Below are 21,004 nucleotides of genomic sequence, written 5' to 3' on the forward strand. Positions count from 1 at the left end.
GGGGTTAGAATGCCATGATCGGCTCCGAAATCAAGGTTTTCTGCCCCCGGGGGCGGGCCGTTTTACACCATCATTTCCTTGGTCGCGGTCAGCTTCACATCCGGGTAATCGCGCTCGACGCGGTCGATGTCCCATTGCAGGCGGGTCAGGTAAACGATGTCGCCATCATGGTCATGCGCGATGTGCTGTTTGTTACTATCGATAAACTTATCAACGGCTTGCTTCGTGCCGTTCACCCAACGGGCCGAGGTGAACTGAGACGGCTCAAACCGAACCGGCAGGCCGTATTCCAACTCGATCCGGCTGGCGAGCACTTCGAATTGCAACTGGCCGACAACGCCCACGACAAACCCCGAACCAATCGAGGGTTTGAACACTTTTGCAGCACCTTCTTCGGCGAATTGCATCAGCGCTTTTTCAAGGTGTTTCGCCTTCAGCGGATCGCCCGCGCGGACCGATTGCAGCAATTCGGGCGCGAAGGAGGGGATGCCACTCACGCGGAGCGCTTCGCCTTGGGTCAGCGTGTCACCGATGCGCAGCTGCCCGTGGTTGGGGATGCCGATGATGTCACCGGCCCAAGCCTCCTCTGCCAACTCGCGGTCGGAGGCGAGGAACATCACCGGGTTGGACACCGTCATCGGCTTTTTCGTGCGCACATGGGTCATTTTCATGCCACGCTCGAAATGCCCCGAGGCGAGGCGGACAAAGGCCACACGGTCGCGGTGCTTGGGGTCCATATTGGCCTGCACCTTAAAGACAAAGCCCGCGACCTTTTTCTCTTCGGGCAGGATCTGGCGTGGGGTGGCGGCTTGGATCTGCGGCTCTGGCCCGTATTTGGCGATGCCTTCCATCAATTCACGCACCCCGAAGGAGTTGATGGCCGAGCCGAACCAGATCGGGGTCAGCGTGCCCTCGTGCATCGCCTTGAGGTCCAGCGGTGGCAGCAGTTCGCGTGCCATCTCAAGGTCTTCGCGCAGTTTCTCCAGCAGCGCGGCGGGAACGTGTTCGGCCAGCTTTGGGTCGTCAAGCCCTTCGATCTTGATGCTGTCGGCGACGCGGTTCCGGTCGGCGCGGTCCATCAGTTCCAGCCGGTCGCGCAGCATGTCGTAGCAGCCCACAAAATCGCGGCCCACGCCGATGGGCCAGCTTGCAGGCGTTACGTCAATGGCGAGGTTTTCCTGAATTTCGTCAATGATTTCAAAGGTATCGCGGCTTTCCCGGTCCATCTTGTTACAGAAGGTGAGGATCGGCAGGTCGCGCATCCGGCAGACCTCGAAGAGCTTTTGCGTCTGGCTTTCCACGCCTTTCGCGCCGTCGATCACCATCACGGCGGCGTCCACCGCCGTCAGGGTGCGGTAGGTGTCTTCGGAAAAGTCCGAGTGGCCGGGCGTGTCAACGAGGTTGAACCGGTAGTTGGTGTCACCGCTATGAAAGTCAAAGGACATGGCCGAGGCCGAGACCGAGATACCCCGGTCCTTTTCCATCGCCATGAAGTCCGAGCGCGTGCGCCGGGCTTCGCCCTTGGCGCGCACTTGGCCGGCCATCTGAATGGCCCCGCCGAACAGCAGGAACTTTTCAGTCAGCGTGGTCTTGCCCGCGTCAGGGTGGCTGATGATCGCAAAGGTGCGACGGCGCGCGATCTCGGGCGGCAGGGCGGGGCGGTTTTGCGGCGTGTCCAACATCCGACCCATATAGGCCGCGCCGCGACCGGGCGCAATCTGGCCATTGCTGCGAATCGCTGGGTGGCGTAGGGTGAGAACATAAGGGGTACGCGGAGGGGATGCGATGGAACTGAAAGAGATTGCCCGCGAATTGGTCACGGGCTGCCGGGCGGGGAATGCTGCCGTGCGTGCGAACCTTGATCGGCTCTATGCCGACGATGCCGTCTCGGTCGAGGCGGTCGATATGGGCGGACAGGGGCGAGAGACCCATGGGGTCAATGCAATCCATGGCAAGCACGACTGGTGGGAAAACGCGATGGAGGAACATAGCACCGAGGTGATCGGCCCGTTCTACTTTGGCGACAGCCAGTTCAGCGCGATGTTCAAGGTCGATGCCACCGACAAGCAAAGCGGTGAGCGGTTCCAGATGGAAGAGATCGGCGTTTACCACGTCAAAGACGGCAAGATCGTCCGGGAGGAGTTCCACTACGCCGTCGAGGCGCCTTAACGGGTTGAGGCTTTGCGCAGCAGCGCCGCCGCGTCGGGGCGGTCTAGCAGTGCCTCTGCCAGATCGAGCCCGGCATGGGGCAGATCGGAATGGCCGGGGATCACCTCGCCCAAGGCTTCGGACATTTCCGGCGGCAGGACCGACCGGGTGCGGCTGTCGACCAACATGGATTCGGCGGCGATGCCTTCGGCATAGATGATCTGATGCCCGTCAAAGAGCAGTTGGAAGTAGTCGACGAATCCGCCGTCCTGCACCGTGACACTGTCGCCGTTGACCAGATGCCGCGCCTTGACCAGCAATTCGGACCGGCCCGCGCCCATCTCATCGCTGCGTTGATAGATGAACAGCCGGTGGTCGGGGCTGACGATCAGGTCGTGTTCGTTGTTGAGCGTGCCTGCGCGGATGCGGATCGGGGCAAACTCGCCGACCGCACGCAGGGTGCTTTGCCCGATCCAGCGCAGGGTTTGCACGCCATCATCGCGGGTCAGGATACGGTCCCCCACGCGCAGGTCTTCGATAGGCCGCAATTCACCCGTGCTGAGCGAGATATGGGTGCCGCGCGTGAAAGAGACGCAGGCCAGCTGGCCGAACTTTTGCCGCGCGGTCTGGGTGTCGATGCCCACGATCCGGTAGCCCGTCTGCGGTGTCAGCGGGCCAAGCGGCAAAAGGTAAACCTCTGCCGCGTGACCGTGTTGATCGACCTCCACCAGCAGCAGCGCCTCTTGGGTCTGCCCGTCGGGTGACATCAGCGTCAGCAGGCTGTCGAGATGCAGATCGCCCCCGGGGCGGCCCACGCCGGTATCCTCGGCAAGGCGGAATTGATCGCCGGGCAGGGTCAACAGAGACAGGCGCTGCGGCTCTGCCGTGCGGTCCAACTCATAGACATCATCGAGGACCAATTCGGCGGCAAAGGACAGCGCATCGCCCATATTGGCCCCATCGCTCGCGCGAAATTCCCCGCCGCGGTAGACGGCGAGGTTCTGTGCGGGGGCGGTGCGGCTGGGGGACATGACGGGCCTTTGGTTCAGGGGCTTTCGCCAGTGAGATAGGTTAGAATTGTGGCCCGGATGGGTCAAGGCTCGGGTGATTTGCTGGCATTGGCGGCGCGGCGTGGTAGGCATATGCAAATGCATAGGAGGAATCAAAATGGATTTGGGAATCAAAGGGAAGAAGGCGCTGGTCTGTGCTTCGTCCAAGGGGCTTGGCCTTGGCTGCGCCGAGGCGTTGGCGGCGGCAGGGGTGAACCTTGTGATGAACGCCCGCGGCGCAGAGGCGCTTGAGGCCTCGGCCGAGCGCATCCGTCAGGAACACGGCGTCGAGGTCACCACCGTCGCGGCGGATGTGGCCACGGAAGAGGGGCAGGCGCTGGTCATCAAGGCGGCAGAGGGCTGTGACATTCTGGTCAACAACGCGGGCGGCCCCCCTCCCGGCATGTGGCAGGATTGGGACCGCGAGGATTTCATCAAGGCGCTCGACGCCAATATGCTGGCCCCCATCGCGCTGATCAAAGCCCTAGTGCCCGCAATGATGGAGCGCGGCTGGGGCCGGGTCGTGAACATCACCAGCCAGTCGGTGCGCGCGCCGATCCCCGTTCTGGGGCTCAGCAACTCCGCCCGCACCGGGCTTACCGGCTATGTCGCGGGCACCGCGCGGCAGGTCGCGGGCAAGGGGGTTACGATTAACAACCTCCTGCCGGGCATCCATGCGACCGACCGGGCAGATTCGCTCGACGCCAATGTGGTCAAGCAAAAGGGCATCACGCTGGACGAAGCCCGCGCCGAGCGTCAGGCGGGCATCCCCGCGGGGCGCTATGGCACCCGTGAGGAGTTCGGCGCGACCTGTGCCTTCCTTTGTTCGCAGCACGCGGGCTTCATCGTGGGGCAGAACCTGCTGCTGGATGGCGGCGGCACCAATCTGACCATGTAAACCCTCCATGGCCGGGGCGCGCGTCCCGGCCATGACCCGTCGCGGCGGATCACATTCCTGACAGCAGCGGTTTCAGTGCTGGCCCGGATTGCAAGCGGCGGCTAACCCTTGTGGGTCAGCTTCTCGCAAAAGGTCCGCCGCCCATGCAAACCACTGTTCTTGTCCTTCTTTTCGCTGCCGTGATCCTTGCCAGCCTCTTGGTGGCACCGCGCCGCGCGACGGTCGAAGGCTTCTTTGGCGGAGCCAATGCGGCAGGCCGCGCGCCGGGGCTTTGGGTGCTGGTGCTGAGCCAAGTCACCACATGGATTTTCGCCCGCAGCCTGATGAACGCGGCGATCTTGGGTTATTTCTACGGCATCGCGGGCACACTAGCCTATGCGGCCTATTACGGGTCTTTCCTGACGGGCGGTTTCCTCGTCGGCCATCTGCGGCGCGGCGGCGCGCGGTCGGTGCAGGACTGGCTGGCGGGGCATTTTGGGGGCGCGGGGACGGCGGCCTATAACCTCGTGATCGGGCTGCGGCTGCTGTCTGAGGTTTTTGCCAATCTCTTGGTCGTCGCGCTGATTTTCGAGGCCGTCTGGCCCGGGTCGGGCACGTTTGCTGTGCTGATCGTCGCCGCCCTCGGCTTTGGCTATTCGGCGTGGGGCGGGCTTTCCGCCGCGCTGCGCACGGATGTGGTGCAGATGCTGGTCTTTCTCGTTGTCTTCGGCCTCGCCCTTGGGGCGCTGCTGCTGAGCCCGGGGTTCGAGCTTGGCGCGGTGCTGAGCGCGCCGGGCGTCTCGGGGCCGTATAACGGCTGGGTGCTGCTGGTCGTGGCGCTGTTGCAGGTCTTTTCCTATCCGGCGCATGACCCGGTGATGATGGACCGCGGTTTTCTGGCGGATGAGGCGACCACCCGGGCGTCTTTCCTCCATGCCTTCTGGATTTCGACGCTTTGCATCATCGGCTTTGGCTTTTTCGGCATCCAAGCCAGCCTGACCGGCGCGGCCTATGAGGGTGAGTTGATCGGCACATGGGGGCAAATTTTCCCGGGCTGGATTTTCGTGGCGCTGATGCTGTCGCTGCTGGTCTCGGCGCTGTCGACGCTCGACTCGGCGCTCGCCTCTGCCGCGCGGCTGATGGTTGAGGAATGGCGCATTGCGCCGCGCAGCCTGGCGGGCGGGCGGCTGGTGATGGCGGGGTTCATGGCGCTTGGTGCGCTGCTGACGCTTTGGGGCAACGCCACGCTTTTTGATGCCGTGGCGGTGAGCGGCACCGCGTCGATGTTCCTCACCCCCGTGCTGCTGGTGGGGCTGGTGGCGGGGCGCGCGATCCCGGTCCGGAGCTACCTTGCCGCCTTTGCCGCCGCGATGCTGGGGGCTGCGGCCTATTTCGCGCGGGGCTGGGGATGGGTCGCGGCACTTCTACCCGAGGGGCATAAATATGAGCAATTGTTGGTGATCTGCATCTTCGTGCTGCTGGCCGGGTTCGCGGCGGTGCTTGCGGGGGCGCGGCGGGGCTGATAGCTGGGTTTCCGAGCGATTTGATCGGATACCGCAGCCTCCATGAGTGACCCCACCCCCCGTCTGGAAATTCGCAACCTGCGCCGCGCCTATGGCGGGCGGCAGGTGGTCGATGACGTATCCCTGCAGATCTTGCCGGGGCAGGTGACCTGCCTGCTTGGCCCCTCGGGCTGCGGCAAATCCACCACGTTGCGCATGATCGCGGGTGTGGAGATGCAAGACAGCGGCACGATCCATGTCGACGGCAAACTGATCTGCGACACCATGTTTCGCGTCCCGCCCGAGCGGCGCGAGATCGGGCTGATGTTCCAAGATTTCGCCCTGTTCCCGCATCTGAGCGTGGCCGACAACGTGGGCTTTGGCCTTAAAAAAGGCACGCGTGAGGAGAAACGCGCGCGGATCGAAGAACTGCTCGAACGGGTGGACCTGCTGCGCTATATCGACGGCTACCCGCACCAGCTTTCGGGCGGGGAGCAGCAGCGCGTGGCGCTGGCCCGGGCGCTGGCGCCGCAGCCGCGTATCATGCTGATGGATGAGCCGTTTTCGGGTCTCGACAACCGCCTGCGTGATGGCATCCGCGACGAGACGCTGAGCATTCTCAAGGAAGAGGACACCGCCGTTTTGCTGGTCACCCATGAGCCGGACGAGGCGATGCGCATGGCCGATGAGATCGCCCTGATGCGCGACGGTAAGATCGTGCAGCAAGGCGCGCCCTACAACGTCTATACGCGGCCCGTCGACCGCGCCTCCGTCGCCTTTTTCAGCGATGCCAATGTGCTTGAGGCCACGGTGACCGGGGCGCTGGCCGATACGGTCTTCGGCCAATTCCTCGCCCCCGGTGTGGCCGATGGCACGCCGGTGAATATCGTCTTTCGCCCGCAACACCTGCGCATCGACTTTGACCGGGCGGGCAAGGGGCCGCGCCCCACGGCGACCGATGGCACCCCGGCCCGGGCGGTCGTGGAACGCGCGCGCTTCATGGGCAACGAAAGCCTCGTGGAATTCGTACTGGAAGAGGATGGATCGCGGCTCAAGGCCACGGTGCCCAATGTCTTTCTGCCGCAACCCGGCGCCGTCATGTGGCTGACCGTGCGCCGCGACCGTTGCTTTGTCTTTCCGGTGACCTCATGAAGCCGCTGTTGGTGGAATTCGGCATGGGCTCCTCCCTGCGCCGCGCCGATTACACGCAGGCCGCGACACGCGCTGTGCAGGATGCGCTGTGGCACAATTCGATCAACTTGGCCGAGCTTTTCGGTTTCGATAAATCCGCCATGCGCATAACCCTCGACGTGGGCGTCCAGCGCCCCGATCTGGTGGATGCCGAGGCGTTGCGCGCGGTCTTTCCCTATGGCGAGGTGACGGTGAACCTGCACCACGGCGGTCTCGACGTGCCGCGCCCCGAAGGCGAAGGGAACCCGACAGTCATGGCCAATGTAGCCCTTTCGGTGGGCTTCGACATGGAGCGTGCCAATGGCTGAGCAGCGGATCATCATCGAAATGGGCATGGGCAACGATCTGCATGGGATGGACTATACCAAGGCCGCGTCGCGCGCGATCGAGGACGCGTTGCGCCATTCCTCCCTGCCGCTGTTCGGCGCGCTGGAGGTGACGCCGGATCAGATGCGCGTGCAGGTCACCGTGGCGGTGCAGGAGCCTGAGAAGGTGGATGTCGACGCGCTGGTGGCCAAACTGCCGCGCGGTCGCGCCGAGGTGCACGCGGTGAAGGGCGGGCTGAACGTGGAAACGGGACAGGATACCATCGTGATCGCGCAGGCCAGCGTTGAGGCGTTCTTGCCCCCGCAAATCGGCTGGCAATTGAAGGGCTGAGGGGGCGGCGTTGATCTGGGGTTAGGGGCGATGATCCGCGAGCGTTCTGCCCGGCTCGTCCACGAATAACTCCGGTAGGGGCTCAGCGCTGCCGATCTGGTCAAGCGGCAGGGTCACGAAATCCGCCGCCCCCTCGCTCCAGGCCGTCAGCAGCCAGAACCGGCCCCAATTACGCACCTCAAGCGGGCGCACCACCTGCGGCGCTTCGCCGATCACTGCAATCCGCAGCTTTTGGCGGGCCTGCACCGCCGCGCGCAGCACCGGCAGATGGGTGAAAACCCGCGTGGCTTTGCCCTGCGACCTCAGCGCCTGCGCCCATGCGGCACCCTCGGCAATGGTCTCGGTCGGCAGCACCGCGTCGAATTTGGCGGCCAATGTTTCTGCTGCGGCTTGCAGGGCGGGGTCGCCCACCTCTGCTGCGACAGCGAGGCCGAGGTTCAGCGCCTCCAACTCCGCCGCCGTCAGGGTCAGCGGGGGCAGAGTGATCGCAGGGATGATCCGATAGCCTTCGCCCCGCGTCCCAGCGATGGACAGGCCCGCCGCGCTGAGCTTGCCCATATCGCGGTAGATCGTGCGGGGGGAAACGCCGAACTGCCGGGCCAAATCCTCGGCCCGGTGCAGCCGCCCATCCCGCAGCCTGTCAATCAGCCGGACAAGCCGATCTTCGGTTTTCGCTGATACCATGCTGCCTCCTGACGCTCCTGACAAAAACATGTCACAACGCGAATTGCACGCGCGAAAATCGGCAGTCCTTCGCCCGCCGCACCGCCCATCCGCCGCATTGCCCCTTCATGGTCCCGGCGCCGCCCGCTATCACGGTGCAGACTGGCGCGACGAGACTGCGCCAAACATGATGGGAGAACAGACATGTTGAACAATATCGGACTGCCGGGCCTGCTGCTGATCGCGGTTGTCGTGCTGGTGCTTTTTGGCCGGGGCAAGATTTCCTCGCTCATGGGCGAAGTCGGCAAGGGCATCACCAGCTTCAAAAAGGGCATCAGCGAAGGCGAAGAAGAGAATAAGCGCGACGAGATCAAACATGTCGAAGACGTGCACCATGCTGACCTGCCCGAACATGCCGATCAGGGCACCCATCCCAAGACCGACCTGAAGGCCGACAAGGACCGGGTGTAACCCAATGTTCGATCTGGGTTGGACGGAGCTTTTAGTCATCGGCGTGGTGGCCCTGATCGTGGTCGGCCCCAAGGACTTGCCCGTGCTGTTTCGGCGCGTTGGGCAATTCGTGGGCAAGGCCAAAGGCATGGCGCGTGAATTCAGCCAAGCGATGAACGATGCCGCCGATGAAAGTGGCATGCGCGAGATGTCATCGTCGCTGAACAAATCGCTCAAAACGGCCAGCAACCCGCTGGGCAGCGCCATGGATGAGGTCAAGGACGCGACCCGGTCACTGACCAATTTCGACCCAGAGAGCGAGACTGGCAAACTGGCGGCGCAAAAGGCCGAGGATGTGAAGAAGATCCAAGCCAGCACCGCGCGGGCCGCCGCCGAACGCAAGCAACGCGAAGCGGCGGAAGCCATGGCTGAGGCTGAAGCGGCAGAGGCGAAGCTTTCGGACGCCGCCCCGGCCAAGGAGGCCCCGGCGCGGCCTGTGATCGAAAAAGACACAGGTCAGGCCCAAGCGGTATCGGACGATGTCGCCGCCAAGACCTCAACGGCACCCAAAGCTGCCGCCAAGAAAGAGTGAGTTAAATGAGCGCCACCGACGATTATGACGAGATCGACGACAGTTCCGCCCCGTTGATCGAGCATCTGGCCGAGCTGCGCACGCGGCTCATCCATTCGGTCATCGCCTTCATCATCGGGATGGTGATCTGCTTTACCGTCTGGAACCCGATCTTCAACTTCCTGACCGAACCGCTCTGCTCGGCCATGGCCGAACGCGGGCAAGAGGATTGCGGGCTGATCCTGATCAAGCTGCAAGAGGGTTTCTTCGTCGCCATCTCGATCTCGCTTCTGGGCGGTCTGGTGCTGGGCTTCCCCTTCATCAGCTACCAGCTGTGGCGCTTCGTGGCGCCGGGGCTTTACAAGAACGAGAAGGGGGCCTTTCTGCCCTTCCTGATCTCCTCGCCGGTGATGTTCTTCCTTGGCGCGGCTTTCGCCTTTTACGTCGTCACGCCGCTGGCCTTCGACTTCTTCCTCGGCTTCCAGCAGGCCGGCACGCTGGTCGGTGGGCCGGACGGTGAGAACGGCATCGCCGCCATCGCCTTCCAAGGCTCGGCGCAGGAGTATCTGTCGCTCACGATCAAGTTCATCGTGGCCTTTGGCCTGTGTTTCCAATTGCCGGTTCTGCTGACGTTGATGGGCAAGGCGGGGCTGGTGAGTTCCGAAGGTCTGGCCAATGTGCGCAAATATGCGGTGGTGGCGATCCTCGTGCTGGCCGCGCTGGTCACCCCGCCGGATGTGATCACGCAGGTGATCCTTTTCGTGGTGGTCTATGGCCTCTACGAAATCTCGATCTTCCTCGTGCGCCGGGTTGAGACAAAGCGCAACGAAAAGCTGCGCGAAGAGGGCTACTTTGACGACGAAGACGAGGAAGACCTGCTGTGATCAATGATCCGATGGACCGTATCGCGGCGGCGCTGGAGCGTATGTCTCCCGCGCCGTTTGCCGCCCCGGACTTCGATGCGGCAACTGCCTTCGTCTGGCACACCGACCCCGACCGTCTGGTGCCAGTGCCGCAGGTCGCGCGGATCGACCTGCCGCTTTTGGTGGGGGTGGATCGGGCGCGGGATACGCTCTTGGCCAACACCCGCCAATTTGCAGCGGGGTTGCCTGCGAACAACGCGCTTCTTTGGGGCGCCCGAGGCATGGGAAAATCAAGTCTTGTCAAGGCGATACACGCGGATGTTCAAGCATCACATGAAGCATTGCGCATCGTTGAATTGCAGCGCGAAGACCTGCCGTCGGTCGGGCGGCTTCTGTCGCTCCTACGCGGGGCCTCGCAGCGGTTCATCCTGTTTTGCGACGACCTCAGCTTTGGCCACGACGACGCGCATTACAAATCGCTGAAGGCCGTGCTGGACGGTGGCATCGAAGGGCGGCCCGAGAATGTCGTGCTCTATGCCACATCGAACCGCCGCCACCTGATGCCGCGCGATATGATCGAGAACGAGCGCGGCAGCGCGATCAATCCTTCCGAAGCGGTAGAGGAAAAGGTCTCTCTCTCTGACCGGTTCGGGCTCTGGCTGGGGTTCCATCCCTGCGATCAGGACCAATATCTGGCGATGATCCGCGGCTATTGCGATGCCTTCGGCGTGGAGATCGACGACGACACATTGCGCGCCGAGGCTGTCGAATGGCAGGCCACACGCGGCGCCCGCTCGGGCCGGGTGGCTTGGCAATATTTCGTGGATTTGGCTGGCCGGAAAGGCGTTCCCGTTTCGGGCGGTTGAGCGCCGGACGGTATTGGCGAAAGGGCCCGCATATTCTGCGGGCCCTTTGTCGTTTGGTTACTGAATATAGGGCGTCGGATCGACGCTCTCAAAGCCTTTGCGCACCTCGAAATGCACATGCGATTCCGATCCGCCGCGCAGTTTGGCGATCTGTTGACCCCGGCTGACGCTATCGCCCTTAGCCACATTCACACCGTCGACATTCGCATAGACCGTGAGCAGGTTGTTGGCATGGCGCACCACGACAATCGGGATGCCCTCCGCACTTTTGGTGATCGCGGCGACGGTGCCCGCCTCGGCGGCTTTCACCGGCCCGCCGGGGCTGCCCTTGATGTTGATGCCCTCGTTCTTGCCCTTGGAATAGGCGCGGATGATGGAGCCTTGGACCGGGGGTGTCATCTTGGTGGCCTTTGCCGGGGCGGTGGGCTTGCCCACATCGGCCACAGGCTCTTTCGGCTCGACCTTGGGCGGCAGGGGCTGTGCGGTTTCATCCTGCGGCAGCGGTTTCGCGGCAGAGGGCGGCGTCGGCGTGGGGGTGCCTGCGCCGGGTGCGCTGGTGACCGGCTGCACGGGGCGCGAGGCGGCGGCGCTCGACGCGGTGTTGGTCGCCTGACGCGGGGGCGCCTGTTTCTCGACCGGGATCAGCAGGAATTGGCCCTCGCGGATTGCGAAATCTGGGCCGAGGCCGTTCCACTCGGCCAGTGCCTTGACCGGCACGTTGTAAAGACGCGCCACGGTATAGGCGGTCTCGCCCCGCTCGACCCGGTGGCGCACAGGCTCTTTCGCCTGCGGTGCCGCGGGCTGCGGCGCAGGCGTGCTGGTGGTGCCTGCGGGCGGCAGGCTTTGGGTCTGGACGCTGGGGGTCGCCGGGGCGCGGTCGATGGCGCTGCCGGCAAGGGTGGTAATGTCCACGGCGCCATTGGTGCCGGGCGCAGGCTCAGAGACGCGGCGGGGCAGGGCGATGATCTCACCCTGGCGGAGCGGGACGCCCTGATCGATCCCGTTGTAGCGGGCCAATTCGCCGCTGTCGGCGCCCACGCGCGCAGCCACGTCTTTCAGCGTATCGCCCCGGCGGGCGACGACGACTTGGTAATTGGGATAAGAGATCACGCCCCGTGCGTCGGGTTTTGGCCGGTCTGCCAAAGGCCCGCGCGCGGCTTCGGCGGTGGAGAACCCATCGCCAAAGGTGCTGCGCATGTCGTAATCCAAGGGCTGATTTTCGCAACCTGCCAGCAGTATCGCACTGGTCCCGGCCATTAGGGTCAGCCGCATGGGGCGGCGCAAGCGTGTTTGGCGCATCTGCAAGTCCTCATCTTCGCCCCCAGACGGTATGGGGCGTTGTCCGTGTCTCTGTAACCTATTAGCCGTCCTTGCCCAAGCCTTCCAGCAGGGGGACAAAGCGCACGGCACGCAATTCGTCGTATTCCAGCCCATCAGCGGTCTTTCGCACGCGGATGAGGTGTTGGACCGTGTCGGATTGGCCGACGGGCAGCACCATGATGCCCCCCTCTTTTAGCTGCGCGAGCAGGGGGCCGGGCGGGTCTTCGGCGGCGGCGGTCACGATGATCCGGTCAAAGGGGGCCTGTTCGGCAAGGCCAAAGCTGCCATCGGCGGTGATCGCGGTGATATTGGTCAAATCCATCGCCTCGAAGACACCGCGCGCCTCTTGGACCAGACGGCGGTGCCGGTCGATCGTATAGACCCGCCGGGCGAGCTTGCTGAGGATCGCGGCCTGATAGCCCGAGCCGGTCCCGATTTCGAGCACCTTATCGCGTGAGGACACCTGCAGGGCTTGGCTCATGAGCCCGACGACAGAGGGTTGGCTGATGGTCTGGCCGCAGGCGATGGGCAGGGGCATATCCTCATAGGCGCGGCTGGCAAAGAGGCCGCGAATGAAGGGGCCGCGGTCGATCGCTTCCATCGCTGTCAGCACGCGCGCATCGGTCACGCCCTTGGAGCGCAGCGCGTAGAGGAACTGCATTTTGCGTTCCGCTTCAGAGATGGGTGGCTCATTCATCCGTTGATGCCCGCCAGCGTTTCGAGGGCTGCGTGATCCGTCAGGTCGCAGCGCATCGGGGTGACTGAGACATAGCCGTCAAGGTTGACGCAGGCATCGCTGCCCGGTGCCGTCTGCACGCGTTGATCGCCGCCCTTGATCCACAAAAAGCGGCGGCCCGAGGGCGACAGATGCGCTTCGGTCGAAAACCCGGTGCCGGGGCGGCGGCCCTGAGGGGCCAGCCGGATGCCGCGCACATCAGTGCCCGCTACGGGCGGGAAGTTCACGTTGTAGAAAAGCCCATAGGCCGCGTCTTCCTTGGGGCTGTGATCCAGAATGCGGCGGCAGGTCTCGGCACCGTGCTGGGCGGCGGCCTCGAAAGGATCGGCTAGATCGCGGTTGGCGGGGCCGTAGTATTGCGACAGGGCGATGGCGGGCAAACCTTGCAACGCCGCCTCGATCGCGCCGCCAAGCGTGCCGGAATAGAGCGCGTTTTCAGCCGCGTTATTGCCCCGGTTCACGCCGGAGAGCACCAGATCGGGGGGGGCGGCGGTCATCGTGTCGTGGATCGCGGCAAGGACGCAATCGGCGGGGGAGCCTTCGGTTGCGAAGACGCGTTCGTCCAATTGCGTGATCATCATCGGCTTGGTGTAGCTGATGCAATGGCCCACACCGGATTGCTCGAACGCCGGTGCCACGGTCCAGACCTCGCCCGCAGGCCCGGCCAGTTCCTCGGCAATGGTGCGCAGCACGGCCAGACCGGGCGCGTTGATGCCGTCATCGTTTGTAATCAAAATACGCATGAATGGCCCCTTTTTGCCTTGATAGGCGAGGGGCGGACCGGCGGCAAGCGCAGCGCGCCGGTGCCGCGCGGTTCAGGAGGCGGAGTTTTTCGACAGTTGCGCCAATACCGCAGCGGCCTGCGTGGCGGTGTCGCTCAGCGCCGCGCGGTCTTCGCCGGGGAAGAAGCGGGCGCGGGTGGCGGTGGGCATCGGCTCGGGCGTGAGGATATGGACACGGGGGCCGATCTGCGCGGTCTCGACCTGCCAAGAGGTCGCCAGCGCGATCTGCGCGGCCTTCGTGGCGCCGTAGCTGCCGAAGAATTTCGTGCCCGCACGCGGATCGTCAAAGAAGACAGCTGTGCCATTCGCCCCCAAAAGCGGCGAGACAAAGGTGATCAGCCGCGCGGTGGCGGTGACGTTTCCGGCGATGGATTTCTCCATATCCTTGGCGTCGATGTGATCGGTGGGCGTCAGCGGGGCGGCATGGACGGCGCAGTGCAGCCAAAGGTCAAGCCCGCCCCAGCGGTCATGGATGCCCCGGCACAACACGGCCATGGCATCGGCGTTGGTGATGTCCATCGGCGCCAAGGTAGCGCTGCCGCCCTTGGCTTGGATACGGTCGTCCAACTCTTCGAGCGCGCCGGTCGTGCGACCGACCGCGATGATGTGATGGGTGGGGGCCAAGGCTTCCGCCAATGCGGCCCCAAGGCCGCGCGATGCGCCGGTGATCAATGCTGTCTTGCTCATGCGCGGGATGTGCACTGCCCCGCGCGGCAGGTCAAGAGGCGCGCGCCGCGCCTCCCTCAAGGTTTCAGCCCTGCGGCAGGCGCAGCACCTGATTGCCGCGGCGGCTGGAGAGCACCAACGTCCCTTGCCCAATGGCGGAGACGATGCCGCCGGCGACCTGATCGCCCACTTCGACGCGCGAGATTTTACCGCCACCTTCGCGGATCAGCGCGCCGGGCGTGCTGTCGCTGCCGAAGATGCCGATCAGCGCCGTGCTGGACAAGTCGGCCTTCTGAGTTGCCAGATCGGAGACTTTCTTTGGGGTCGGGGTCCCATTGCTCGCCATTGATATGCCTTTCGCCTGTGGTTGCGTTTCGCGCGGCAGTCCCCCGCGCTCGCAAGGCGTCAGCTAAGCCCTGCCGCAGTGCAGCGGAAGGGGGCGTTTTCGGGATGCGCAGGGTTCTGCCAAAGCGTCGGCAAAGCTGCGCCGACACCTTGGTTGTAACGCTGCGACCTTTCGTAAGGCTTAATTCGGCTTAGCCGACGAAAGCCTTTTCGACGACGAAATGCTGGGGGTCGGAATTGGCACCCTCGGTCAGGCCAAAGCCTTCGAGAATCTCCATAATATCCTTGTTGAACCCAAGGCTGCCGCAGACCATGGCGCGGTCATGGGCGGCATTGATCTGGGGCACGCCCAGATCTTTGAACACCGTGCCTTCCTGCAAAAGATTGGTGATCCGGCCCATCTTGGGGCTCTCTTCGCGGGTGGTGGTCGGGTAATAGCGAATCTTGGCAAGGTTTTCCGGGCCGATGAGTTCCTGCATCAGCTCGTCGGCCTTCAGCCCTTCGATCAACTGGCGGCCATACTCAAGCTCTGCAACGTCGCGGCAGGTGTGGGTGACGATGACCTCGTCGAATTTCTCATAGGTCTCAGGCTCGCGCAGCAGGCTTGCGAAGGGGGCAAAGCCGGTGCCGGTGGCGAACATCCACAGCCGGTCAGCGGGCAGCAGCGCGTCATGGACCAGTGTGCCCACGGGTTTGGGCCGCAGGATGATCTGATCGCCGGGCTGGATATGTTGCAGCTTGGAGGTCAGCGGGCCGTCTTGCACCTTGATCGAATAGAACTCCAACTCATCGTCCCAGGCGGGGGAGGCGATGGAATAGGCGCGCAAGAGCGGTTTTTGCTTGCCGGTTTCGGGATGCGGGTCGCCCATCAGGCCAATCATCACGAACTCACCCGAGCGAAAGCGCAGGGAAGCGGGCCGGGTTACCCGGAACGAGAAAAGCTGATCGGTCCAGTGGGTGACCGAGGTCACGGTCTGGGCGTCGGGCAATGTCGGGACGGGCTTGGCGGCGGTTTGGTTCACTGTGCTCTGCTCGGTCATCATGGTTTCCGCAAATCGGGTTGCGGCCTCTACTTATGGCAAGGAAGGGGGGAGGGCAATGAAGCGGCCTATTTGGCCGCGGTCGCCGGTCCGGATGCGGCACCGCGCAGGCGGGACTGATAGTCATGGGCCTGCCAATCGGCGCGGGCGCGCCATTGGTCCTCAGGCTGGCGGGCGGCCAGATCCTCGTCGATCTCGACCTCATCGAACCCGGCGCGGCGGGCCATGGCATATTGATCGGCCAGCACATGCCCGCGGGCGCGCAGGCGGCCCCTGTAGCCGCGCAGGCGCAGGACGCGGGCGATGGTAAAGCCGCGCCCATCCGCGAAAGAGGGGAAATCGACGCGGATCATCTCAAGCGCCGGGGTCAGCTTGAGGGCATGGGCATCGGCGTCAGAGGCCAGATCGACGGCGCGGCAATCGTTCGCGGCGCCATCCTCGCAATAGCCTTGGGTCCAGTCGTCGGCGGTGAAGCCTGTGTCGGTGACGAGTACGCTCATGATTTGTCTCCTGTTCGGACCACTTTGCCGTTCACAAAGTGGATGCCGCATTCTTCTTTGTTCTGATCGCGCCAGCGCCCGGCGCGCGGGTCTTCGCCCGGGGCCACGGGCGAGGTGCAGGGCGCGCAGCCGATCGATGGGTAGCCCTTGGCCACTAGCGGATGCCGGGGCAGGCGGTTTTCGGTGATGTAATCGCTCACGTCGGACGTGGCCCAATAGGCCAGCGGGTTCACCTTGATACGCGGTGCGGCACCGTCCTCGGGGATCTCGGTCTCGAAAAACTCCAAGGTCGCGCGGCTGCCCGATTGGAAACGTTTACGCCCGGTGATCCAGCCGTCATAGCCCGCCAGCGCGCTTTGCAGGGGCCGGGTCTTGCGCAGGGCGCAGCAGGCATCGGTGTCATATTGGTGCAGCGTGCCATCGGGATCCTGTGCTGCGATCTCTGCGCTGCGCAGGGTGGTGACATTGCGCAGGCCGAGGCGCTCACTCAGCTCCTGTTGGTAGACGAGCGTTTCGGCAAAGAGCATCTCGGTGTCGATAAAGAGCACCGGGATGTCCCGCGAGACCATGGAGGCGAGGTGCAACAGCGCCACCGATTCTGCGCCGAAGCTGGAGACGAGGGTGAGGTTCTCGATCTCCGCATCGGCGCGGCGGATCACATCCGTCGCCCCGTGGTGGCGCAGGTCGGCGTTGAGCCGTGCCACCTTTTCCTCGACCGCGCGCAGCCCCTCGGGAGGCGGCGCATCGGTATTTGAGAAAGGATGAAGTTCAGGGGTGTCAAGCGGCATTGGCCCGATCCTTCTCTGCCGGTTCGGGGTAGAGCACGGCTTTGAATGGCGCGAGGCCGAGGCGGCGGTAGGCTTGCAGGAAGGTCTCGCCGGGATCGTTGCGCAGGTCGAGATAGCCCAGAACGAGGCGTTCGATGGCGGGGATGATCTCCTCGGCCGAGAAGCCGGGGCCGGTGCGGGTGCCGAGGCTTGCGTCCTCGGTGCCGTCGCCTCCAAGCGTGATCTGGTAGTTCTCTACGCCTGCGCGGTCGAGGCCGAGGATGCCGATATGGCCCACGTGGTGGTGGCCGCAGGCGTTGATGCAGCCGGAGATCTTGATCTTGAGCGGGCCCACGTCATGCTCAAGCTTCAACTCGTCGAAACGGGTGGCGATTTCCTGCGCGATGGGGATGGAGCGCGCGGTGGCCAGCGCGCAGTAATCCATGCCGGGGCAGGCGATGATGTCCGAGATCAAGCCGATGTTGGCGGTGGCAAGTTTTGCCTCTTTCAGCGCGGCGTGCAGTTCGGGCAGGTCGCTGCGGTGCACATGGGGCAGGATCACGTTCTGCTCGTGGCTGATGCGTAGCTCGTCATGGCCGAAGCGGCGGGCTAGGTCGGCCATCACGCGCATTTGGTCCGCCGTGGCGTCGCCGGGCGTGGCGCCGTGTGCTTTGAGACTGATCGAGACGATGGCATAGCCCGGCGCGCGGTGCTGGGCGAGGTTGGTGTCGGCCCAGGCGCGGAAGACGGGATCGTTGGTATAGGCGGATTCGTAAGCCGCGAGGGATGTGGTTTTGAATTGAGGCGCTGCAAAGTCGGCTTCGATGCGCGAGAGCATTTGCTGGTCGACGCCGGTGAACTGCTCGCGGATCAGCGCATATTGCGCATCGACGCGGGCGCGGATGTCTTCGATGCCGTTTTCATGCACGGTGATCTTGATGCGCGCTTTGTATTTGTTATCGCGGCGGCCCAGCACGTTGTAGACGCTGACGATGGCTTCGAGCGTGGGCAGCAGGTCTTCATGTTCCACGAAATCATAGAGCACTTTGCCGATCATCGGGGTGCGGCCAAGACCGCCGCCGACGATGACTTCGAAGCCCTGTTCGCCGTCACGCTCGACGATGCGCAGTCCGATGTCATGGGCCTTGATCACCGCACGGTCGGCGGCGGCGCCGGTGACGGCGACCTTGAACTTGCGCGGCAGGAATTGGAACTCGGGGTGGTCGGTGGACCACTGGCGGATCAGCTCGGCCACGGGGCGGGGATCGGCGACCTCATCGGCGGCGGCGCCGGCGAAATGGTCGGCCGTCACGTTGCGGATGGTGTTGCCGGAGGTTTGGATCGCATGCAGCTTCACTTCGGCCAGCGCGTCGAGCATGTCGGGCACGTCGCGCAGCTCGGGCCAGTTGTACTGGATGTTCTGACGGGTGGTGAAATGGCCGTAGCCCTTGTCCCACCGCTCGGCGATATAGGCGAGTTGATCCATCTGGGCGCTGTTCAGCGTGCCATAGGGGATCGCCACCCGCAGCATATAGGCGTGCAGTTGCAGGTAGAGGCCGTTCATCAGGCGTAGGGGTTTGAACTCATCCTCGGTGAGCGAGCCGTCGATGCGGCGCTCGACTTGGGCGCGGAACTGGGCGTTGCGCTCGGCGAGGAATTTGTCGTCGAATTCGGTGTAGCTGTACATCAGACGGTCTCCTGTTTGCCGTGGGCGTAGTTCGACGGGCCTGTGGCGCGGAACTCTTCGCGGAAATGGGTGGGGCGGGGGCCGCCCGTTTCGGGGGCCACATCGGCGAGGTAGACGCCGACGACCAGATCCTGCTGGCTTAGTGCGTCGATCATGCGCAGGTCCGCGTCGGCCTCATCGGTGAGAACTTCGGCTTCACTCAGTTTGCGGGTCCAGCCGGTGGCGGTTTGATAGACGACATCGCCTTCGAGCAGCGCATTGGCGGTGATGACCTTGGGGGTGAAGGGTTTGGGCATGTCAGGCCAGCTCCTCTAGCGGGGTTTCGGTGGCAACTTGGACGGCGGCGCGCGGGGCGAGGCCGTAGAAGGTGAGCGCGGGGCCGGTCATTTCGGCATCGGCCAGATCGCGCGGCAGATCGTTCAGCGTGGTCGACAGCACCCGCTGATCGGCGCGCGAGGCGTTTTCGATCACGGTGACGGGTGTGGCGCGGTCGGCGCCATGCATCAGCAGGCGGCCTTGGACGAAACGGGCGGATTTCTTGCCCATATAGATTGCGGCGACTTCGTTAGGGCGCGCGAGGGCGGCCCAGTCGTGATCGGCGAAACCTTTCATGTCGTGACCCGTGAGGAACCGGACCGAGGCATTGCGGCCCCGTTTGGTCAGGCTCTGCCCGATGCCCGCCACGGCGGCGGAGGCGGCGGTGATGCCGGGCACGATGTGCCAGCCGATGCCATGGGCGTCGACCGCGTCGATCTCTTCGTCGAGCCGGCCAAAGACGGTGGCATCGCCGGATTTCAACCGCACCACCTGCGCGCCGCTTTGCGCGTGTTCGACCAGCAGGGCGTTGATGTGCTCTTGGGCCGTGGAGAGGCCGAAGCCCTCTTTGCCGACGTCGATCATCAGCGCTTCGCGGCGAGCGAGTTCGAGGATCTCGGGGCTGATCAGACGGTCGTAGATCACCACATCGGCCTCATCCAGCGCGCGGCGGGCCTTGAGCGTCAGCAGTTCCGGGTCACCCGGGCCGCCGCCGACAAATGCCACATGGCCAGCGCGGGCTTTGCGGGTGAGGTGGGTGTGCAGCAGGGTTTTCAGCGCCGGGCGCACGGTGTCCTTGCCCTCAGCCATGGCGCGGGGTCCGGTGGCGAAATAATACTCCCGCCAGAAATCACGGCGCGCGCGGCCCATGGGCAGGGCATCGGCCAGCTTGCGAAAGCCTTTGCCGATGCGCGCTAGCGGGCCGAGGGTGACGGGCAGACGCTCTTCCAGATCGGCCTTGATGGCGCGGGCCAGCACCGGGGCGGCGCCTTCGGTGCCGATGGCCACGGTCACCGGATCGCGGTCGACGATGGCGGGGGTGATGAATTCGCTGTCGTGCAGGTTGTCGACGATGTTGACCAGCACGCCCGCCGCATGGGCCAGCGCGGCATTCTCGGCATCCAGCGTGTCATCTTCGTCCGCCGCGTAGAACAGCCGCGCGCCGGGGAGGTCGGCGGCGGTGAGGGGGCGGCGGTGCAGGGTGAGCTTGCCCGCCGCATGCCAGTCGACGATCTCTGCCGCTGGGTCGGGGGCGAAGACATGCAGCGCCGCTTTGGTTTTCATCAGCAGACGGAGCTTGGCCAGAGCAGCTTCGCCGCCGCCGGAGAGGAGGATCTTTTGCCCGCGGGTGGCAAGGAAGATGGGAAAGTGATCCATGATGCGCCCTGTATTCTGTTTGACGTGACCTCTTATATAGGAAATATTCCCGATAATTGGCTATATGCTGGCGCAGATAAGAACATGCGTTCGCTTTGGCCGCAGGTTGAGTATGAACGTCCTGCCGGGGCGAGAGAGAAGAGAATGACTGTCCGAATTGATGAGACCGACCGGAAGATTTTGGCGCAGCTGCAACAGGATGCGAGCCAATCGCTGGACGATATTGCCCGTGAAGTGGGGTCTTCGAAAACGCCGGTGTGGAATCGGATACGCAAGCTGCGCGAAGCCGGGGTGATCGGCCAGCAGACCGTGGTGCTGGATTCCGAAGCGCTTGGGTTCGAGGCCTGCTTCTTTGTCCTGATCCGCACGTCAGAGCATGAGGCGGCTTGGCAGGCGGCGTTTTTGCAGGCGTTGAAAGACCGGCCCGAGGTGCAGGAGGCGCACCGTCTGGCGGGGGATATCGACTATATCCTGAAGGTGCGGGTCAAGAACGCGCGGGCTTATGATGTCTTTTATCAGGCGCTGATTTCAGAGGTGAAGGTGCATAACGTCACGGCGCTTTTGTCGATGGAAGAGATCAAATCGACGACGATGCTGCCGTTGTAGCAAGGTGGTGCGGCGGAGGGCTCCGC

Annotated in this window: 25 protein-coding genes; 11 read left to right on the forward strand and 14 right to left on the reverse strand. The window is 64.0% G+C overall.

Going from position 1 to position 21,004, the window contains the following annotated elements:
• Positions 1-62 precede the first annotated feature (62 nt).
• A complete protein-coding gene (locus tag ACGYLX_RS03450; RefSeq protein WP_067268179.1) occupies positions 63-1,682 on the reverse strand; it encodes a peptide chain release factor 3 in 1,620 nt (539 codons plus the stop codon).
• A gap of 103 nt (positions 1,683-1,785) precedes the next feature.
• On the opposite strand from ACGYLX_RS03450, the gene ACGYLX_RS03455 reads away from it, so the two are divergent.
• A complete protein-coding gene (locus tag ACGYLX_RS03455; RefSeq protein ID WP_394447316.1) occupies positions 1,786-2,169 on the forward strand; it encodes a SnoaL-like domain-containing protein in 384 nt (127 codons plus the stop codon).
• Here ACGYLX_RS03455 and ACGYLX_RS03460 read toward each other — a convergent pair.
• Positions 2,166-3,179: a Hint domain-containing protein gene (locus tag ACGYLX_RS03460; protein WP_394447318.1), complete on the reverse strand. Its 1,014-nt coding sequence runs from the start codon at positions 3,177-3,179 to the stop codon at positions 2,166-2,168. The two genes, ACGYLX_RS03455 and ACGYLX_RS03460, sit on opposite strands and share 4 nt — an antisense overlap.
• Before the next feature lie 136 nt (positions 3,180-3,315).
• Here ACGYLX_RS03460 and ACGYLX_RS03465 point away from each other — a divergent pair, with 136 nt between their 5' ends.
• The 5 genes from ACGYLX_RS03465 (at position 3,316) to ACGYLX_RS03485 (ending at position 7,424) form a co-directional block, all read left to right on the forward strand.
• On the forward strand, positions 3,316-4,095 hold the full coding sequence (locus ACGYLX_RS03465) for an SDR family oxidoreductase (RefSeq protein WP_209218030.1): 780 nt from the start codon (positions 3,316-3,318) through the stop codon (positions 4,093-4,095).
• Between the two features lie 143 nt (positions 4,096-4,238).
• A complete protein-coding gene (locus ACGYLX_RS03470; protein WP_394447320.1) occupies positions 4,239-5,597 on the forward strand; it encodes a sodium:proline symporter in 1,359 nt (452 codons plus the stop codon).
• A gap of 42 nt (positions 5,598-5,639) precedes the next feature.
• The gene (locus tag ACGYLX_RS03475) at positions 5,640-6,728 is read left to right on the forward strand and encodes an ABC transporter ATP-binding protein (RefSeq protein WP_067268171.1); all 1,089 of its coding nucleotides are present in this window, start codon (positions 5,640-5,642) and stop codon (positions 6,726-6,728) included.
• Complete coding sequence (locus ACGYLX_RS03480) at positions 6,725-7,075, forward strand: Lin0512 family protein (protein WP_394447321.1); 351 nt, start codon at positions 6,725-6,727, stop codon at positions 7,073-7,075. Before ACGYLX_RS03475 ends, ACGYLX_RS03480 begins: the two co-directional genes overlap by 4 nt.
• On the forward strand, positions 7,068-7,424 hold the full coding sequence (locus ACGYLX_RS03485) for a Lin0512 family protein (protein WP_394447323.1): 357 nt from the start codon (positions 7,068-7,070) through the stop codon (positions 7,422-7,424). Before ACGYLX_RS03480 ends, ACGYLX_RS03485 begins: the two co-directional genes overlap by 8 nt.
• A gap of 21 nt (positions 7,425-7,445) precedes the next feature.
• Here the strand turns inward: ACGYLX_RS03485 and ACGYLX_RS03490 are convergent, their stop codons facing one another.
• Positions 7,446-8,108, reverse strand: coding sequence for a helix-turn-helix transcriptional regulator (locus ACGYLX_RS03490; RefSeq protein WP_394447325.1), 663 nt, complete (start codon positions 8,106-8,108; stop codon positions 7,446-7,448).
• Positions 8,109-8,291: 183 nt separating this feature from the next.
• On the opposite strand from ACGYLX_RS03490, the gene ACGYLX_RS03495 reads away from it, so the two are divergent.
• From ACGYLX_RS03495 to ACGYLX_RS03510, 4 genes are read left to right on the forward strand one after another with little or no spacing between them, the layout of a single operon-like run.
• The gene (locus ACGYLX_RS03495) at positions 8,292-8,558 is read left to right on the forward strand and encodes a twin-arginine translocase TatA/TatE family subunit (protein WP_067268177.1); all 267 of its coding nucleotides are present in this window, start codon (positions 8,292-8,294) and stop codon (positions 8,556-8,558) included.
• 4 nt (positions 8,559-8,562) lie between these two features.
• A complete protein-coding gene (gene tatB, locus ACGYLX_RS03500) occupies positions 8,563-9,129 on the forward strand; it encodes a Sec-independent protein translocase protein TatB (RefSeq protein WP_394447327.1) in 567 nt (188 codons plus the stop codon).
• A 5-nt stretch (positions 9,130-9,134) separates the two neighbouring features.
• Positions 9,135-9,992, forward strand: a complete 858-nt coding sequence (gene tatC / locus ACGYLX_RS03505) for a twin-arginine translocase subunit TatC (RefSeq protein WP_067267932.1) — start codon at positions 9,135-9,137, stop codon at positions 9,990-9,992.
• The gene (locus ACGYLX_RS03510; RefSeq protein ID WP_394447329.1) at positions 9,989-10,837 is read left to right on the forward strand and encodes an ATP-binding protein; all 849 of its coding nucleotides are present in this window, start codon (positions 9,989-9,991) and stop codon (positions 10,835-10,837) included. Before tatC ends, ACGYLX_RS03510 begins: the two co-directional genes overlap by 4 nt.
• Positions 10,838-10,894: 57 nt before the next feature.
• Here the strand turns inward: ACGYLX_RS03510 and ACGYLX_RS03515 are convergent, their stop codons facing one another.
• The 11 genes from ACGYLX_RS03515 to cysG all read right to left on the reverse strand — a co-directional run bounded on the left by ACGYLX_RS03515 (position 10,895) and on the right by cysG (position 20,372).
• Positions 10,895-12,136 (reverse strand): M23 family metallopeptidase, encoded by a 1,242-nt coding sequence (locus ACGYLX_RS03515; RefSeq protein WP_271693468.1) that lies wholly within the window; start codon positions 12,134-12,136, stop codon positions 10,895-10,897.
• Between the two features lie 61 nt (positions 12,137-12,197).
• On the reverse strand, positions 12,198-12,854 hold the full coding sequence (locus ACGYLX_RS03520; protein WP_067267929.1) for a protein-L-isoaspartate(D-aspartate) O-methyltransferase: 657 nt from the start codon (positions 12,852-12,854) through the stop codon (positions 12,198-12,200).
• The gene (gene surE / locus ACGYLX_RS03525) at positions 12,851-13,636 is read right to left on the reverse strand and encodes a 5'/3'-nucleotidase SurE (protein ID WP_394447331.1); all 786 of its coding nucleotides are present in this window, start codon (positions 13,634-13,636) and stop codon (positions 12,851-12,853) included. Before surE ends, ACGYLX_RS03520 begins: the two co-directional genes overlap by 4 nt.
• A 72-nt stretch (positions 13,637-13,708) precedes the next feature.
• Positions 13,709-14,362, reverse strand: a complete 654-nt coding sequence (locus tag ACGYLX_RS03530) for an SDR family NAD(P)-dependent oxidoreductase (RefSeq protein ID WP_394447332.1) — start codon at positions 14,360-14,362, stop codon at positions 13,709-13,711.
• Positions 14,363-14,426: 64 nt separating this feature from the next.
• Positions 14,427-14,687: a pilus assembly protein PilZ gene (locus ACGYLX_RS03535; RefSeq protein ID WP_271693471.1), complete on the reverse strand. Its 261-nt coding sequence runs from the start codon at positions 14,685-14,687 to the stop codon at positions 14,427-14,429.
• Between the two features lie 190 nt (positions 14,688-14,877).
• Positions 14,878-15,726, reverse strand: coding sequence for a ferredoxin--NADP reductase (locus ACGYLX_RS03540; protein ID WP_394447334.1), 849 nt, complete (start codon positions 15,724-15,726; stop codon positions 14,878-14,880).
• Positions 15,727-15,794: 68 nt separating this feature from the next.
• Positions 15,795-16,226 carry a DUF934 domain-containing protein gene (locus tag ACGYLX_RS03545; protein WP_394447336.1) on the reverse strand — a complete coding sequence of 144 codons (432 nt, stop codon included), beginning with the start codon at positions 16,224-16,226 and terminating at the stop codon, positions 15,795-15,797.
• Positions 16,223-17,014: a phosphoadenylyl-sulfate reductase gene (locus tag ACGYLX_RS03550; protein WP_394447338.1), complete on the reverse strand. Its 792-nt coding sequence runs from the start codon at positions 17,012-17,014 to the stop codon at positions 16,223-16,225. Before ACGYLX_RS03550 ends, ACGYLX_RS03545 begins: the two co-directional genes overlap by 4 nt.
• Positions 17,004-18,680: a nitrite/sulfite reductase gene (locus ACGYLX_RS03555; RefSeq protein ID WP_394447340.1), complete on the reverse strand. Its 1,677-nt coding sequence runs from the start codon at positions 18,678-18,680 to the stop codon at positions 17,004-17,006. Before ACGYLX_RS03555 ends, ACGYLX_RS03550 begins: the two co-directional genes overlap by 11 nt.
• Positions 18,680-18,976, reverse strand: a complete 297-nt coding sequence (locus ACGYLX_RS03560) for a DUF2849 domain-containing protein (RefSeq protein ID WP_394447342.1) — start codon at positions 18,974-18,976, stop codon at positions 18,680-18,682. Before ACGYLX_RS03560 ends, ACGYLX_RS03555 begins: the two co-directional genes overlap by 1 nt.
• 1 nt (position 18,977) lies before the next feature.
• Positions 18,978-20,372 carry a siroheme synthase CysG gene (cysG, locus tag ACGYLX_RS03565; protein WP_394447344.1) on the reverse strand — a complete coding sequence of 465 codons (1,395 nt, stop codon included), beginning with the start codon at positions 20,370-20,372 and terminating at the stop codon, positions 18,978-18,980.
• 144 nt (positions 20,373-20,516) lie between these two features.
• On the opposite strand from cysG, the gene ACGYLX_RS03570 reads away from it, so the two are divergent.
• Complete coding sequence (locus ACGYLX_RS03570; protein WP_394447346.1) at positions 20,517-20,978, forward strand: Lrp/AsnC family transcriptional regulator; 462 nt, start codon at positions 20,517-20,519, stop codon at positions 20,976-20,978.
• The last annotated feature ends 26 nt before the right edge of the window (positions 20,979-21,004 follow it).

This window comes from Sulfitobacter sp. 1A13496 (genome assembly GCF_043557225.1).
In the GTDB taxonomy this organism is placed as follows: Bacteria; Pseudomonadota; Alphaproteobacteria; order Rhodobacterales; family Rhodobacteraceae; genus Sulfitobacter; species Sulfitobacter faviae.

Coding starts and splice junctions, on each gene's coding strand:
- ACGYLX_RS03490 (WP_394447325.1), bottom strand. CDS start 8,108: ATGGTATCAGCGAAAACCGAAGATCGGCTTGTCCGGCTGATTGACAGG.
- ACGYLX_RS03530 (WP_394447332.1), bottom strand. CDS start 14,362: ATGAGCAAGACAGCATTGATCACCGGCGCATCGCGCGGCCTTGGGGCC.
- surE (WP_394447331.1), bottom strand. CDS start 13,636: ATGCGTATTTTGATTACAAACGATGACGGCATCAACGCGCCCGGTCTG.
- ACGYLX_RS03480 (WP_394447321.1), top strand. CDS start 6,725: ATGAAGCCGCTGTTGGTGGAATTCGGCATGGGCTCCTCCCTGCGCCGC.
- ACGYLX_RS03540 (WP_394447334.1), bottom strand. CDS start 15,726: ATGACCGAGCAGAGCACAGTGAACCAAACCGCCGCCAAGCCCGTCCCG.
- ACGYLX_RS03560 (WP_394447342.1), bottom strand. CDS start 18,976: ATGCCCAAACCCTTCACCCCCAAGGTCATCACCGCCAATGCGCTGCTC.
- ACGYLX_RS03535 (WP_271693471.1), bottom strand. CDS start 14,687: ATGGCGAGCAATGGGACCCCGACCCCAAAGAAAGTCTCCGATCTGGCA.
- ACGYLX_RS03555 (WP_394447340.1), bottom strand. CDS start 18,680: ATGTACAGCTACACCGAATTCGACGACAAATTCCTCGCCGAGCGCAAC.
- ACGYLX_RS03495 (WP_067268177.1), top strand. CDS start 8,292: ATGTTGAACAATATCGGACTGCCGGGCCTGCTGCTGATCGCGGTTGTC.
- ACGYLX_RS03570 (WP_394447346.1), top strand. CDS start 20,517: ATGACTGTCCGAATTGATGAGACCGACCGGAAGATTTTGGCGCAGCTG.
- ACGYLX_RS03450 (WP_067268179.1), bottom strand. CDS start 1,682: ATGTTGGACACGCCGCAAAACCGCCCCGCCCTGCCGCCCGAGATCGCG.
- cysG (WP_394447344.1), bottom strand. CDS start 20,372: ATGGATCACTTTCCCATCTTCCTTGCCACCCGCGGGCAAAAGATCCTC.
- ACGYLX_RS03470 (WP_394447320.1), top strand. CDS start 4,239: ATGCAAACCACTGTTCTTGTCCTTCTTTTCGCTGCCGTGATCCTTGCC.
- ACGYLX_RS03460 (WP_394447318.1), bottom strand. CDS start 3,179: ATGTCCCCCAGCCGCACCGCCCCCGCACAGAACCTCGCCGTCTACCGC.
- ACGYLX_RS03475 (WP_067268171.1), top strand. CDS start 5,640: ATGAGTGACCCCACCCCCCGTCTGGAAATTCGCAACCTGCGCCGCGCC.
- ACGYLX_RS03515 (WP_271693468.1), bottom strand. CDS start 12,136: ATGCGCCAAACACGCTTGCGCCGCCCCATGCGGCTGACCCTAATGGCC.
- ACGYLX_RS03465 (WP_209218030.1), top strand. CDS start 3,316: ATGGATTTGGGAATCAAAGGGAAGAAGGCGCTGGTCTGTGCTTCGTCC.
- tatB (WP_394447327.1), top strand. CDS start 8,563: ATGTTCGATCTGGGTTGGACGGAGCTTTTAGTCATCGGCGTGGTGGCC.
- ACGYLX_RS03485 (WP_394447323.1), top strand. CDS start 7,068: ATGGCTGAGCAGCGGATCATCATCGAAATGGGCATGGGCAACGATCTG.
- ACGYLX_RS03545 (WP_394447336.1), bottom strand. CDS start 16,226: ATGAGCGTACTCGTCACCGACACAGGCTTCACCGCCGACGACTGGACC.
- ACGYLX_RS03550 (WP_394447338.1), bottom strand. CDS start 17,014: ATGCCGCTTGACACCCCTGAACTTCATCCTTTCTCAAATACCGATGCG.
- ACGYLX_RS03455 (WP_394447316.1), top strand. CDS start 1,786: ATGGAACTGAAAGAGATTGCCCGCGAATTGGTCACGGGCTGCCGGGCG.
- ACGYLX_RS03520 (WP_067267929.1), bottom strand. CDS start 12,854: ATGAATGAGCCACCCATCTCTGAAGCGGAACGCAAAATGCAGTTCCTC.
- tatC (WP_067267932.1), top strand. CDS start 9,135: ATGAGCGCCACCGACGATTATGACGAGATCGACGACAGTTCCGCCCCG.